The following is a 14,208-nucleotide window of genomic DNA, read 5'->3' as shown; positions in this document are numbered from 1 at the left end:
ATAATGAAAAAAATCGTGAAATATATAGTTGAGAGTGTCGTTGGAATCATGCTGTTGACCGGTTGTGAAGGTTTTTTAGAAACGACGTCTCAAGATTTGATAGTTCCTGTAACGGTCGAGCATTATAAAGAACTTTTACAAGGCGAAGGATATTTTAAGTCATTACTTTCTAAAAGTGCATTCGTGCTGTACATGACAGATGATGTGGAGTTTTTTGGAAGAGATGGTGTTGACATGATAACAAATGCTAATTTTTCATCTTATGGAGATGCTTATTGTTGGCAGGAAGAGGTTGAAAATGATCATATGACAGATGAATGCTATAAATACCTTTATAAGCAGGTATTGGTGGCAAACACTTGCATTAGCGCGTTGAATAAAATGGAAGGGAGTTCGGAGGAGAGGGAAATTTTAGCAGGTCAAGCTTATTTTACTCGGGCTTTTGCCTATTTCTTATTGGCCAATTTTTATGCTCAAGCCTATAATGAAGCCACGGCATCAGATCTATGTGTCCCGTTGGTTTTAGAACCGACCCCGACGGCGAATAAATTCCAACGAAATACAATAGAAGAGGTTTGGAATCGTATCGTGATGGATTGTGATCAAGCAATTGAATGTTTGAAAGGGAAAGATATTACGAGTATTTATGAGATTAATTATGGGGCCGCGTTAATTTTGGGAATGAGAATCGGGTTATTCATGGAAGATTTTGATAAAGTGATCGATTGTGGTGAAAAAGTTTTAGCACTTAATGATGCGCTTTATAATCTTACCGGTAAACCTCAGATTAATGGACCGTCTGCACCATCGGCTTCTCCTTTTATTGATAAATTTATTTATCCGGCCAATAATCCTGAAATTATTTGGTTGTATGATAATGGAGGGGCTGTATCGTTTTATGAATTGTTTAATGTAAACATAATCTTGAGTGCAAATACGATAAGTATTTCTTCTGTTGCTTCTAATTCTATCATGTCTGCCTATAAACATCAAGAGGGAAGTTCAGAGGGAACGTTAGAAGAAGATAAACGTGTCGCTTATTGGTTTATTCCGGCTCCATCGAATTATTATCCGGCGTATGTTCCCATGAAATTTGACCCTGATAATATTGCCGGAGATGATTATCAAAGTGCATTCCGAACCGGCGAAGTGTATATTTCTTTAGCCGAAGCGTATGTGCGAAAAGAAAATCCCAATAAAGATCGGGCATTGTATTATTTGAATAAATTACGGGAAAATCGTATAACGCACTATACGAACTTAGAAACTGCAGATTTTCTAAGTGATGATGCGTTACTGCATTTTGTCTGGGAAGAGAGAAGACGGGAGTTATGTTTTGAAGAACACCATCGTTGGTGGGATTTACGAAGAACCGGACAACCCGAATTAACCCATGTATGGCAAGGGGGCGAAGTATATCAATTGACAGAAAAGGATATGGCATATATCATAAATTTTCCAAAATCGGAACGAGAGTATAATCCGGACTTAAATAATCCTCGCCCTAAAAGAAATGGAATAAATTAATATAAAATGAATGAAATATGAAAAATATAATATGTTTATTCGTTGTTTTGTGGGGATACCTGATGATTGCTTGTGTTGATGAAGACGCCTCTACAGATGTTAACGTGCCATCTCAAATTGTTTTGTCGGATGATACCCCGGTAAATGCAAAAGTCAAAGAGATGTACGAGAAATATGGAAGTTATTTCATATACAAGTTTGATGATTTGGATCTTCGATATGATTGGTCAACGTTGATAACCTTGCCTAAGTATAAATATCCTAAAGAGAATTGTATTATTGATGTACTTGATTTTTTAGATACGGAGGTGTTGGGAATACTTCCTACGGAATTGCGGAAGTATATATCATATAATGTATATTTGACAGATTCTTTATGGGGATCATACAATGAATGGAATGGCCATTTATTGAAAAGCAAGCTTATTTTAGGACGAGTTGGAGAACGATTTGTTGATTTGGATAAAAAAGAGTTACGAGATGCTTGGTTATCACTTTTTGTAGAACGAATGCTTGATAGTTGGCCGGAACCTACGGAATTTGCTCAAATAAGTAATGACGGGTATAATCCGAGTGTCACGTTACCTTCTGGAACAGTCTCAAAAAACGCTTATCTTGCTTCTTCAACAGATATCGTGGGGAAATATGCCATTTTGAAATTTGGAAGGAAAGGTAAATATAATTCTTCTGGAACTAGACTGCATGTAACAACTTTTGCACAGGATTTTGGAGATTATGTAGCTTTTATAATGTTTAAAAGTCAGGAAGAAAAAGAAGCATATTATGCTAAAAATGAAAATGTAAAGAGAAAAGTTGATTTGGTGAAAGAATATCTCTTGACAAACTTTCATGTCGTATTACCTGAAAAATAATTGTATCAATTAATATGTAAAAAAATGATAAGTAGAATAATTCTTGCAGCATTATTTATTATAAGTTCAAATGTTTTATTTGGACAAGAAGAACAAGATGGAATTCATTTTATGGATAATCAACCTTGGCAAGAGGTTTTGAAGCAAGCAAAAGAGCAAAATAAAATGATTTTTATGGACTGTTATACAGTCTGGTGTGGACCATGTAAAGTTTTGGCTAAAGAAATTTTTTCACAAAAAAAAGTCGGTGATTTTTTTAATGCTCATTTTGTAAATGTGAAATATGATATGGAGAAGGGGGATGGCAAAATGTTGCAGAAAAAATATGAAAAATATATTATCGGTTATCCTTCGATGTTGTTGATTAATTCGGATGGAGAAGTGATACACCAAATGGCTGGATTTCATGTAGCTGATGAATTAATTGCAGGAATGAAAGGTGGGTTAGAAGGAAAAACACTTTTTGTCTTGCGAGAAAAGTATGAACGTGGAGAACGAGATTTCGAAACCGTTCGCGATTATGTTGACGCGTTGAATGGGGCTTTTTTACGAGGTCCGATAAAAAAGATTGTTACGGATTATGTAGAAACAATACCTGTTGAAAAATTACTGGATCCTGCAATTTGGAAACTTGTTGGCGCGTATATAACAGACCCGGAAACGGATGCTTACGAATTTATTTTAAATCAAATTGAAAAATTTCAGTTCCAATTGAATGTAGATCGTTATAAATTGGAACGACAGCTTAAAAGCGGAATGGTGCAAGTTATGAAAGAACTGACTAAAAAGACCATTTGTGTAAATGATATTGATTCCTTGGATGTCCTTCGTGCTAAAATAGAGAGATTTAGAGGGATGTTACAAACGAATATTGTTAAAGGCTTTCCTACATTGCTATGCGAATTGGAGATCATTAATTCTCGTTTAGATAATGATGTTGATATGATGTCAAAGTTATTGGATTTTGGAAATCGTTTAAATCTTTTGAAAAATGAAAGTCGTTTTGTTGTAAATAGTTATCGTTATATTGCTACACAAACGAAGAATAAGAATAAATTGAACCAAATCCTGAATTTATTAATCGAATTACAGGAAGAACAAAATAAAAGTACTGCAAAACTATTGAATTATAATTATTATGATGTAATAGCATTCGTTTATGAAAAATTGGGACAAAAAAAGAATGCAGAAAAAGCAATGCTTGATTATGAGCAACTTGAAAAAGTTAGGAGTGAGGAGGTGCATAGTATTATAAAGAAATGACAGAATGAAGGGATGTTTCCCGCATCTGAAAAAGATAAAGGTAATTTAAATTTAATATAAATAATGGTCGATATTTTATCGGCCATTATTTTATTGCGTTAGATACGAGTGAAATGTTTAAAAGGAAAGAATGCTATCATTTTTCTTCCTAAAATAGGAATTATACCATATTCTCATTATTTTTGGATGCCGAGAATATTTTGATTGTAAGATAACATGGAGATAAACGAACAAAATTTGTTGTTGAAATTGAGCCAAGGAAGTAGTCGGGCTTTTGCGGAACTTTTTCACTATTATTATAAAGATCTTGTTTTGTTTGCCGGTAGTTATGTGAAAAATATAACAGAAAGTGAGGACATTGTTCAAGAGGTATTTATTAAACTTTGGACCGGGCGTAAAGATGCATCTAAAATCTCTTCTTTGAAAGCATTTTTGCTAAAATCTGTACAGAATAGTTGCCTTGATGAATTGCGCCATCAAAATGTTAAGAATAAATATTTCGGATTAAAATCTTTATTTCAAACTGATGTTACATTGGAAACGGAAGAATACATATTGTATTCGGAATTGAATGTTCGTTTACAAGAGGCTCTTATTTATCTTACCTCCGAACAGCGCAAGTGTTTTGAAATGAATCGCATGCAAGGCATAAAACAAGCACAAATTGCGAAAGAGCTCAATATTCCCCTTCGAACCGTAGAATTAAGAATTGCGGAGTCTTTGAAAATATTAAAGCAACAATTGAAAGAATACTTTATACTAGTCGTACTTTTTTTACTTTCCTGATTTTTTTCTAAAATTCTTGCGGTTTTTCTTTCTTGATTCGTCTTTATAGTAGAAACTGTAAAGAAATATGGAAAATTGTAATATAGATGAATTAATTACTCGTTTTCTTGCTTCAGAAGTGACTCTGGAAGAACTTGAACGATTAGATCAATGGCTCATGGAAGATGAAAACCATTTGCGGCATTTCTTTAAATGTAAAAATTTGTATGATGCCATCCATCCTGCTTTTTCATTAGAAGATATTGATGAGAAGAAAGCGTATAGAAAGATAGAAGGAGTACAAAATAGGAACAGAAAAATTTTGCATTGGAAATCGATAGCGGCAGTGGCGATAGTCTTGTTTTCGGTAGCTTTAAGCATATTTTATTTTTCACGCGTAAATGATGAATCATTGCAAATGAGGATTGTAAAAGCGGATTCTTCGAAACAAACAGAACGACTAGTGCTGGAACTGGCTTCGGGAAAAAAGATTATGTTGGATGAACCTGGTGTAAGTGAAATTACCGATAACAACATTACAGTTGCGAGGGTTGAAAAAAATGCAATGAATTATATGTTGCAAGGTTCAGAGAGAAACGAGGAGATTTACCATCAGCTTCGGGTTCCTCGTGGAGAAGAATTTTTTCTCACGTTGAGCGATGGAACAAAAATATGGGTAAATGCAGATACCGAAGTCCGTTTTCCGGTGAAATTTGTGGGTAACGAAAGAAAAATTTTTATTAAAGGAGAGGCTTTTTTGGAAGTAGCTAAAGACTCCGTTATGCCTTTTAAAGTAGTTATGCCTAACAATGAGGTGGTTGTGTTGGGAACATCGTTTGACGTGAAAGCGTATCCAGATGAAAAAGAGGATCAAGTAACCTTGGTTTCAGGTAATATTAGTGTACAATCGAGTGTGACAGCTCAAAACTTATTACTATCCCCTGGAGAACAAGTGATTGTGGATAAAATGAATGGGAAAATGGAAAAACGAATCGTTGACACAGACCTTTATTGTAGTTGGCGGGAAGGTAAATTTATTTTCAAAAGCAGTTCGTTAGAATATATTCTCAACACATTAGCCCGTATGTATGATATGAACATCTGTTGGCAAGATGAATCATTAAAAGAGGTTTCTTTTTCGGGGGAGATAAAAAGATACGATCAAATTGATAAATTATTGAAAATGATCGGACTAACAGATGACGTGAAATTCTTGATACAAGGTAAGAATATCATAGTTTCCAATCCGTAAATAAAAAAGGGATGGAGGTGGTGGCACACCTCGAATCCCAATTCTTAAATATTCAATTAATTAGAATTACAAATCTATGAAAAAAAATGGACAATTACACCCTTTATTATTTGAGGGTAAGCTAAAAAAAATTAAATGGCTTTGTACCTTGACTGTTTTTTTCTTCTGCGGATGGATAACTTCTGCCGTGGGACAGGTACAAACAAAGAAAATTACATTAAATCTTAAAAATGCTTCTATGGCAGAATTTGTCAAAGAAGTAAAACGGCAAACAGGATGCTCTTTTTTCTATAACGACAAAGCATTGGCTGCAGTTGAGCCCATAACAATTTTGAAAAAAGATGCGACTTTAAAGGAGGTACTTCAAGAGGTGGTAGGAACAAAAGGTTTTAATTTCGTACTAGAAGATAGTACCGTTATAATTAGAAAAAATGTTCCCCAAGTAGTTGGATATGTTGTCAAGGGTGTGGTTGTAGATAACAAAAAACAACCGCTGCCGGGAGTAACTGTGAAGTTGGAAAAAATGAATATTGGGACAGCAACCGATTCCCAAGGAATGTTTAAATTGACATTGCCGGTGAAAGAGGGTGTGCTCGAATTTTCTTTTGTAGGTTTTAAACCTCAAAAGATTAATTTCACGGAAACCAATAGTACTTCTCTGCATATCGTGATGGAAGAAGATATACAGGCATTGGATGAAACTGTTGTCGTGGCATATGGTTCAACGACCAAACGAGAAGCAACGGGTTCTATTTCTGTGGTAAAAGCAAAAGAATTGGAAGGAATACCATCTCCAAGTGTGGCAAATTTATTGCAAGGGCGAGTAGCTGGGTTAGATGTAACTAACATGTCAGGAGCTCCAGGAGCGGGTGGTACCTCCATTGTAATTCGAGGTTATAATTCACTAGATCAGGATCTTTATCGAAGATTCTCGAATCCGTTGTGGGTTGTGGATGGTGTACCGATGAATTCGTTTACATCTCCGGTGACAGGAACGAATACATTGGCAGATTTGAATCCGGATATGATTGAATCGGTTCAAGTTTTGAAAGATGCTTCTGCCGCTTCAATTTATGGTTCGCGAGCTGCTAATGGTGTGATTATTGTAACCACGAAGAAAGGAAAAAAAGGACAAGATGCCACCTTTTCTGCTAATTTTTCTCAAACGTGGTCGGTACTTCCAGAATTACCAACTGTAACGATTGGACGTGAAGAACGAATATTGCGTTTGTATCAGCAGCGATGGGGAAGTATGCGTGCTTATCGGGATGAAAATACGATGTCTTACATATACCCGACCTCAAACAAAGATGCATACAACCACATGAATGATAGTAAATATGATGCCAACTGGATTCCGAACCCTGCCGGTAATCGTTTTAATGGTGGAGGCATTTTGCAAGATAGTTTGAATGATTTTTATAATAATGCTACAAATTTCTTTCCCGTATATTACCACACGGGACGAGTGACAAATGCTAATATTCAGACGTATGCAGGTTCTGAACGGATGAATTATAGTATTGGATTAGGGTATTATGATGAAAGTGGTGTGTTGCGTGGAACCGGCTATTCACGTGTAGATTTGAACTCTTCGATGACTGTAAGACCCGTGAAAAAATTGAGTGTTGACATGCAATTTAATGCATCTCTTGCTAATCGAAGAAGGGGAGATCACAGCAATAATCAGATAGAAGTGGTACCCGGAAATCCATTTGAAATGAGTTCTTTAAATCCAGGAAAAGGAAGTGCTGTTTGGAATGATGTGTTGGAAAAATTGAATGGGACGAAAGATAAAAATCGCTCTGTACGCTTGCGTGCTAATTTTCGATTAACGTACGATATTATGAACGGTTTGTCATTCAGTACTTCAGGTGCGGCTGACTATATGATAAATCGTCGAAACTACTTTGAACCCTCAACATTGAGTTCCAAAGGATATTCAAAAAGTACAGGTGAAACGGGAATCAACTTGATGGCATTGAATGAGAATACCTTGACCTATAAAAAAAGTTTTAATGAAACACACAACGTGAACTTGTTGGCAGGTTTTTCTTGTCAATACGATCAGTTGGAGAATAACATGGGATATGCCCAAAATTCCCCCAGCGACAAGATTTATTATGCACCCGCTTCTTTGCCTTCTTTGGGAACAGAGGTATCGGGGAATTATACGCGTTATTTCGCTTTCAAAGAGTACTCGTCAGACATGCAGGAAAAGTTGTTATTGTCTTACTTTTTTCGTGCGGAATATAATTATTTGAAGAAATACCTGTTTTCTTTGAGTTTTCGAAGTGATGGAAGTTCTACTTTTGGAAAGAACAATAAATGGGGATTTTTCCCTTCGGTGGCAGGAGCTTGGACTTTTTCGGAAGAGAATTTTTTGACTTCCCAAGCGCATTGGTTGTCATTTGGAAAACTTCGTGCTAGTTGGGGACGATCAGGGATGGATTTTGATTATTGTTATTTAGCTCAAGGTATTTTGGAGGTTGGCAATCCTTCCGAGGGAGCTTCTTCTTTACAGCCCAATTATAAAGAAGGATTGTATAATGATGACCTTTCTTGGGAACAAACGGATCAATATGATTTTGGATTAGATCTGGATCTCTTTGATTCCAGGTTGGGTGTAGTTGTGGATTACTATTATCGTTATACCAATAGAATGTTAGCTGCCGTGGTTTTGCCCAGTGCTGGTGCTGTATCTGGATTTGTTAAGCAGTGGAGAAATGCGGCCTCTCTCTCCAATGAGGGCTTGGAATTATTAGTAAAATATGAAATTTTTCGTCGACCTGATTTATATTGGAAAATTAGTGTAAATGCTGCGCGAAATTGGAATAGACTCCGATCCACGGCTTCTGGACGAGATGATATAGGTGTTATAGGACGTAGTATTAATGATATTCAAGTGGCAAAAACGAATGGATTTATTGATTATCAAGAAGATATTCCTGCCTATTGGCGAGCAGATGGGTATAAAGCTTATCTGAACGAGGGAAGTCCTCAGTTTTATTTGAAACCCGGTGATTATAAATACATTGATATGAATGGTGACGGTGTGATTGATTCCGAGGATCTTGTTTATGCCGGAAGTGCGTTAGCCGTGTTATACGGTGGAATTGTTAGCGAATTTAAATGGAAAAATTTTGATGTTAATTTATCTATGGCCTATCAAGTCGGACGCCACATGATCAATGCGGTGAAAATTACCTCGTTGAACATGAATGAAGCTCCACTCTTGTTTGATGTGAATAAAGTTTCTTTTTGGTCAAAACCGGGAGATCAAGCCGATTATCCCTTTGGGGGAAGGATGGAGGCCGTAGACCGAGATGTTGAAAAAGTAAATTGGTTGAAATTGAAAACCCTAACGGTAGGATATAGCTTACCTCGTGATTGGATGTCTAAAATCGGTTTAAGACAAATACGTTTCTTTGCGAGTGGCGAAAATTTGTTGACATTTTCGAATTATTCGGGACTTGATCCGGAAACTGTAAATATTCGTACAGGTTACGATGGAGGACGAAATTACCCTTTGGCTCGTAAATTTACATTAGGTGTAACTGTGAAATTTTAAATGACAATGATACGGAAACTACTATTAATATTGTGTTTATCGTTATCACTAATGAATTGTAGTGATATGTTGGAGATGGATCCGGAAAATTCAGTGACTTTTGAAAACGGATTGGAATCAGAATTGGATTTGGAGAGCACGTTGAATAGCATACAGTATAACATTAGACAAAATCTTGGAGTTGGGCAATGGGGTATGATTGTTCGAGGCATTATGTGCGATACGACAGAGGCCGTCGTTGCTCGAAATTTTGAATACTCGTATGCTCCCAAGCAATCATGGAATGACCATTATGAAATTATTGCAGGAGCAAATGTTGTTTTGCATTACGTGGATGAGATTCAAATGCCTGATACCCGTAAGAATTACTATCGAGGGGCAGCCTACTTTTATAAAGCATTTGCATACTTGGAATTAATTCAATATTGGGGAGATTGTGTGTTAGTTGATGAAAATGTTCCGATGGATAGTCAAGCGAAATCATATTGGACGGAAGTTGCCGATCATGCTATTGATTTGGCAGAAAAAGCTGCTGCTCTATTGCCTGATTTTGATAAAGTTACAACGGCAAATGGAGAAGCAGCTCGCTATAAATCGGCTCCCTGTAAAGGTGCAGCCAACACCGTATTAGCCCTATTGACATCATGGAAAGCGGGTTGTAAATGGTTCGCACAACCGTCCGAGCGTAATTATGATGAAAACGAGTTATGGAAAAAGGCTGAAGCAGCTTGTACGGCAATTATCGGTTCAGAAAGTGGGCAGGCAAAAGGTGTTTATCAATTAGCGACAACTCCGGAAGAGGTGTGTACGAGTGTTTTAGTAGGAGAAAGTAAAGAAAGTTTATACGAAAGCCAATATATCGGCTTTTGGGATGAATTTGATATGACCGGTTGGAATCCGTTGCAGGATAATGCAACGTTATTTCAAACTTGGCCGATGATGGATATTGGTAAAAAAGATGTACAAACGGCAACTGTTCGAATTTATGCAGAAACCGTGAAAAGAATGTATGAGAGCGGAGATTTACGAAGAGATGCTTATTTTTATGCTTTTGATGAGATGTCTCACCCGGATTCAGTATCCGTGACGGGAGGTTTTGCTTATCCGTACAAATGGCGTAAAGTTGCATTGGTGACTAGCGGTTCTCAAATTGGAAAATTTTTACATATAGATCAGAATAGAATCTGGTGGCGTTTAGCAGACATTTATTTGTTACGAGCAGAATGTCGAGCTCGCCTAAATAAAACGGAGTTAGCGATTGCTGATTTAAACGAAATTCGAAAACGAGCAAATGCCCCTCTTTATAATGCTTCGGAACATGGGGGAGATTTACGTATGACGATATTTAAAGAAAGAGAAAAAGAATTGATATTTGAAGGTTATCGCTATCTCGATATTGTTCGAAATAACTATGTACGAAGCATGCTAGGAAGAGGATTCCGCTTAGCGTCAGATCAAGACTATGTTGATGGTTGTTTGTTTTGGGCGATTAATACTTTTGCCTTTGTTTATAATCCAAGATTGCGTCAAAACACCTATTGGCAAAAATATGAACAATAACATTAGAAAGAAAAGGTATGAAAAAATTAATATTTATTCTTAGTATAATTTATTTGGCTTTTGCATGTACCAAACAAACGGTGATAGACACTGGAATATGTAGCCCTTATCACGATTGCTCTATTATGGATTATTTACGCGGGAATGATTATGAATGGAAATATACCGTGCAATTAATCGAGCAAGCGGGATTAACTGATTTGTTTGAAGGAAGAGTAGATTCTCTGCCTGAAATAACTTTTCTAGGAATTCCGAGCATGTCTGTGGAACGTTATTTGTATGATAGACAATATGACAGTGTACAGCAAATAAGTGCTAGCTTGTGTCGGATGATGGTGTTACAACACGTGGCGAAAGGAAAGATATTGAAAAAAGATATTCAATATCGCAATTTGGATTATAATGTGAACGATCCTCTACAAGATGGTTGTACGGACATAACTATGTTAGGTGGAAATAAAGTCCGTTTCTACCTTGAAAAATCAGATTATTCCGGAGTACCCGATGCCGGGCCGGTGTCCATGAGTTTGTGGTCATTGAGAAATGACTGGCAGATACCATTGTCTTCTCCGGATATACAACCTTTGAACGGAGTTGTGCATGCATTGAATTATAACTATAAATTAGGATGGACTTTATAAAAATAAAAAAATGAAAGGAATAATATATTGTATTATGACAGTATGCGTGTTGTTATCCTGTCATGACATACCGGAAGGGTATCTTTTTATAGAAGATGCTGGCTATTTGCCGGATAGCATGGTTGTGAAGATGAATTTAGACACGGCCTCCGTGGAGGCTCCTAATCCTATTTGGACGCAATATTATGATGGAGAGTGGAATGATTGGGCGTATAAGTACTACACGAAAGAACAATGGCGGGAGTTTTTGTATTCTCAAAATATTTATGAAACAATATTGGTGAAGGGACCTGACTATGATCGTGATAGATTGGATATTCCTTGGGTAAGTACTGCCATACAAGGGGTGGAAGGCACGAATCCGATTATCGTGACGATAACGGATGTGATTTCCGATGATGGAAATGCTGATAAAATGTTGCAGCACTTAACCGTGAGAAGTAATGGTATGTTGACCGTTCCTTGTCGTCATGATATTCCAGAAGGGCATTATAAAATTTCGCTTCACTTTAAAGGGCCAGGCTACGAGCGAGAATTGAGAGATATTTTTACCATTATTGTAAAGTAAAGAGCGTATGAAAAAAAGTTTTATTGTGTTGTTATTTCTATTTTCTGTTCTTATTGTTCGAGCAGACGAGGGGAAATGGCTGTTATCTCTGTTGAATAAAAATATTGCAACCATGCAAGATATGGGATGTAAATTATCGGCAGAAGATATTTATTCGATAAACCATTCGAGCTTGAAAGATGCTATTGTTGGATTGGGTACCGAAGAGCAACCTTTTCAATGTTTTTGTACGGGAGAGATAATTTCGGAGCAAGGATTAATGCTCACGAATCACCATTGTGGATTACCTTATGTCCAAAAACATTCGACCTTAGAACACAATTATTTGAACGATGGTTTTTGGGCTCGCAATTTTCAAGAAGAATTAACGAACCCTGGATTGACAGCTTCTATTTTGGAAGGAATTGAAGATGTCTCTGAACTTGTAAACCGTTATTTAAATGATAATATGAGTGAAAAAGAGCGAGGACAAACCATAGAATCCATACAACAACAAATTGTAGAACAAGTAACTCGGGGCACGAATCTATCTGCCCAAGTGCAGAGTATGTTCAATGGGAATCAGTTCTTTTTATTTGTATATAAAATTTATCGTGATGTTCGTCTAGTTGGAGTACCACCTCAAAGTATCGGAAAATTTGGAGGAGAATCTGATAATTGGGTGTGGCCTCGTCATACGGGAGATTTCTCCATGTTTCGTATTTATACGAATCCAGAAGGGGAACCGGCATCCTATTCTCCAAAAAATATTCCATTGAGACCCAAGCATTCTCTTCCAATTTCTTTGAAAGGAGTGCAAAAAAATGATTTTACAATGATTTTGGGTTTTCCGGGAATGACTAATCGCTTTTTGACTAGCTATGGATTGAGATCTGTAATGGATGATAACGCTGTTGTGTACAATGTAGGAAAAGAAAAACTGCGTATCATGAAAGAGGGAATGGATAAGGACCCTAAAACAAAAATTCAGTATGCAGCGAAATATGCAACGAGTGCTAATGCATGGAAATATGTCGATGCCCAAAATAAAGCGGTAGAAAAATTGCAATTGATTCACGAAAAAGAACAACTTGAAAAAGATTTTACAGAATGGGTTCATGCTGACCCCCAGAGAGAAGCTCTATATGGTCATGTGCTTGATTGGATTCGGATGGGAATAGAAAAAACGAAAGATTTTTCCAGGGTACAACAGTATGCAATTAATGCCTTGTTGCAAGGGGGAGAGGCTACTGCATTTGCTTATCGTGCCAGCGATCTTTTGGCGGAACTTTGCAATACTCCTCGCCGAGATAAGAAATATGCAAAAACTCTTTCTACTTTAAAGGAAGCTTCGCATGATTTTTTCAATGATTTTAATGGCGATGTAGATGCAAATCTAACTGCTAGCATGTTAAAATTGTATGCAACAGAAGTCGAACCAGCGATGTACCCTGATATTATTGAATGGATCAATCAAAAGTATAAAGGAAACTTCGAACGTTTTGGTCAGGATTTGAAAAAAAATTCCATGTTCATGGATGAAGTAAAATTCAATAAATTCATCGAACATCCGGATGCAATAAAATTAGAGAATGACCTATGTTATAGAATTGCCATTTCCTTAAGTGCCCTTTTTGATAAATTGGCAGCGGTACCTTCCGATTCTTATGAAATGATTTCTAAAGGATCTCGTCTACTTGTAAAAGGTATGTTGCTTCAACATTCGGAAAAAATGTGGGCTCCCGATGCTAATTTTACGATTCGTTTAACTTATGGTAAAGTGTGCGGTTACGTTCCGCGGGATGGGGTGTATTATGATTATTATACAACATTAAGTGGTGTCTTTGAGAAGGAGAACTCTCTGGATGGTGAATACGAAGTACCTGACAAATTGAAAGATTTGTATTTGGCTAAGGATTTCGCTCCTTATGGAAAAGAGAATATAAATGTTTGCTTTATTACCAATAATGATATTACTGGTGGAAATTCCGGTTCTCCCGTTATAAATGGCGATGGAGAACTAGTAGGTGTTGCTTTTGATGGGAATTATGAAGCTATGTCTGGGGATTTGAATTTTGAAGAAAACTTACAACGTTGTATCAGTTTGGATATTCGTTATGTGTTATTTATTATTGATAAGTTTGCGCGAGCTCATAATTTAATTCAAGAAATGAAGATTGTAGCTTAGAATAAAAGTGTTTGATATAAAA

Annotated in this window: 10 protein-coding genes; all 10 read left to right on the top strand. The window is 36.6% G+C overall.

Features of this window, described 5'->3' with window-relative positions; genetic code table 11:
* Positions 1-3: 3 nt before the first annotated feature.
* The 10 genes from D8S85_RS03165 (at position 4) to D8S85_RS03120 (ending at position 14,186) form a co-directional block, all read left to right on the top strand.
* Positions 4-1,527 carry a RagB/SusD family nutrient uptake outer membrane protein gene (locus D8S85_RS03165; protein ID WP_106624833.1) on the top strand — a complete coding sequence of 508 codons (1,524 nt, stop codon included), beginning with the start codon at positions 4-6 and terminating at the stop codon, positions 1,525-1,527.
* A 17-nt stretch (positions 1,528-1,544) separates the two neighbouring features.
* Positions 1,545-2,399, top strand: a complete 855-nt coding sequence (locus D8S85_RS03160; RefSeq protein WP_106624832.1) for a hypothetical protein — start codon at positions 1,545-1,547, stop codon at positions 2,397-2,399.
* A 24-nt stretch (positions 2,400-2,423) separates the two neighbouring features.
* Positions 2,424-3,662: a thioredoxin family protein gene (locus tag D8S85_RS03155; RefSeq protein ID WP_127074782.1), complete on the top strand. Its 1,239-nt coding sequence runs from the start codon at positions 2,424-2,426 to the stop codon at positions 3,660-3,662.
* 216 nt (positions 3,663-3,878) lie between these two features.
* Positions 3,879-4,448 (top strand): RNA polymerase sigma-70 factor, encoded by a 570-nt coding sequence (locus tag D8S85_RS03150; RefSeq protein WP_106624829.1) that lies wholly within the window; start codon positions 3,879-3,881, stop codon positions 4,446-4,448.
* 67 nt (positions 4,449-4,515) lie between these two features.
* The gene (locus tag D8S85_RS03145) at positions 4,516-5,679 is read left to right on the top strand and encodes a FecR family protein (RefSeq protein ID WP_106624828.1); all 1,164 of its coding nucleotides are present in this window, start codon (positions 4,516-4,518) and stop codon (positions 5,677-5,679) included.
* A 238-nt stretch (positions 5,680-5,917) separates the two neighbouring features.
* Positions 5,918-9,250, top strand: coding sequence for a SusC/RagA family TonB-linked outer membrane protein (locus D8S85_RS03140; protein ID WP_240648814.1), 3,333 nt, complete (start codon positions 5,918-5,920; stop codon positions 9,248-9,250).
* A gap of 75 nt (positions 9,251-9,325) precedes the next feature.
* A complete protein-coding gene (locus D8S85_RS03135) occupies positions 9,326-10,810 on the top strand; it encodes a RagB/SusD family nutrient uptake outer membrane protein (protein ID WP_240648813.1) in 1,485 nt (494 codons plus the stop codon).
* A 17-nt stretch (positions 10,811-10,827) separates the two neighbouring features.
* On the top strand, positions 10,828-11,451 hold the full coding sequence (locus D8S85_RS03130; RefSeq protein WP_106624826.1) for a hypothetical protein: 624 nt from the start codon (positions 10,828-10,830) through the stop codon (positions 11,449-11,451).
* 10 nt (positions 11,452-11,461) lie between these two features.
* A complete protein-coding gene (locus tag D8S85_RS03125) occupies positions 11,462-12,019 on the top strand; it encodes a hypothetical protein (RefSeq protein WP_106624825.1) in 558 nt (185 codons plus the stop codon).
* Between the two features lie 7 nt (positions 12,020-12,026).
* Entirely contained in the window at positions 12,027-14,186 is a 2,160-nt protein-coding gene (locus tag D8S85_RS03120) for a S46 family peptidase (RefSeq protein WP_106624824.1), read from the top strand.
* The last annotated feature ends 22 nt before the right edge of the window (positions 14,187-14,208 follow it).

Source organism: Butyricimonas faecalis (genome assembly GCF_003991565.1).
In the GTDB taxonomy this organism is placed as follows: domain Bacteria; phylum Bacteroidota; class Bacteroidia; order Bacteroidales; family Marinifilaceae; genus Butyricimonas; species Butyricimonas faecalis.
The sequence above is the reverse complement of the archived record's forward strand: the minus strand, read 5'-3'. Positions and strand labels throughout refer to the sequence as shown.

What these genes read in the sequence shown, in the direction of transcription:
- D8S85_RS03165 (WP_106624833.1), top strand. Translation starts at nt 4, where the DNA reads ATGAAAAAAATCGTGAAATATATAGTTGAGAGTGTCGTTGGAATCATG.
- D8S85_RS03160 (WP_106624832.1), top strand. Translation starts at nt 1,545, where the DNA reads ATGAAAAATATAATATGTTTATTCGTTGTTTTGTGGGGATACCTGATG.
- D8S85_RS03155 (WP_127074782.1), top strand. Translation starts at nt 2,424, where the DNA reads ATGATAAGTAGAATAATTCTTGCAGCATTATTTATTATAAGTTCAAAT.
- D8S85_RS03150 (WP_106624829.1), top strand. Translation starts at nt 3,879, where the DNA reads ATGGAGATAAACGAACAAAATTTGTTGTTGAAATTGAGCCAAGGAAGT.
- D8S85_RS03145 (WP_106624828.1), top strand. Translation starts at nt 4,516, where the DNA reads ATGGAAAATTGTAATATAGATGAATTAATTACTCGTTTTCTTGCTTCA.
- D8S85_RS03140 (WP_240648814.1), top strand. Translation starts at nt 5,918, where the DNA reads ATGGCAGAATTTGTCAAAGAAGTAAAACGGCAAACAGGATGCTCTTTT.
- D8S85_RS03135 (WP_240648813.1), top strand. Translation starts at nt 9,326, where the DNA reads ATGGATCCGGAAAATTCAGTGACTTTTGAAAACGGATTGGAATCAGAA.
- D8S85_RS03130 (WP_106624826.1), top strand. Translation starts at nt 10,828, where the DNA reads ATGAAAAAATTAATATTTATTCTTAGTATAATTTATTTGGCTTTTGCA.
- D8S85_RS03125 (WP_106624825.1), top strand. Translation starts at nt 11,462, where the DNA reads ATGAAAGGAATAATATATTGTATTATGACAGTATGCGTGTTGTTATCC.
- D8S85_RS03120 (WP_106624824.1), top strand. Translation starts at nt 12,027, where the DNA reads ATGAAAAAAAGTTTTATTGTGTTGTTATTTCTATTTTCTGTTCTTATT.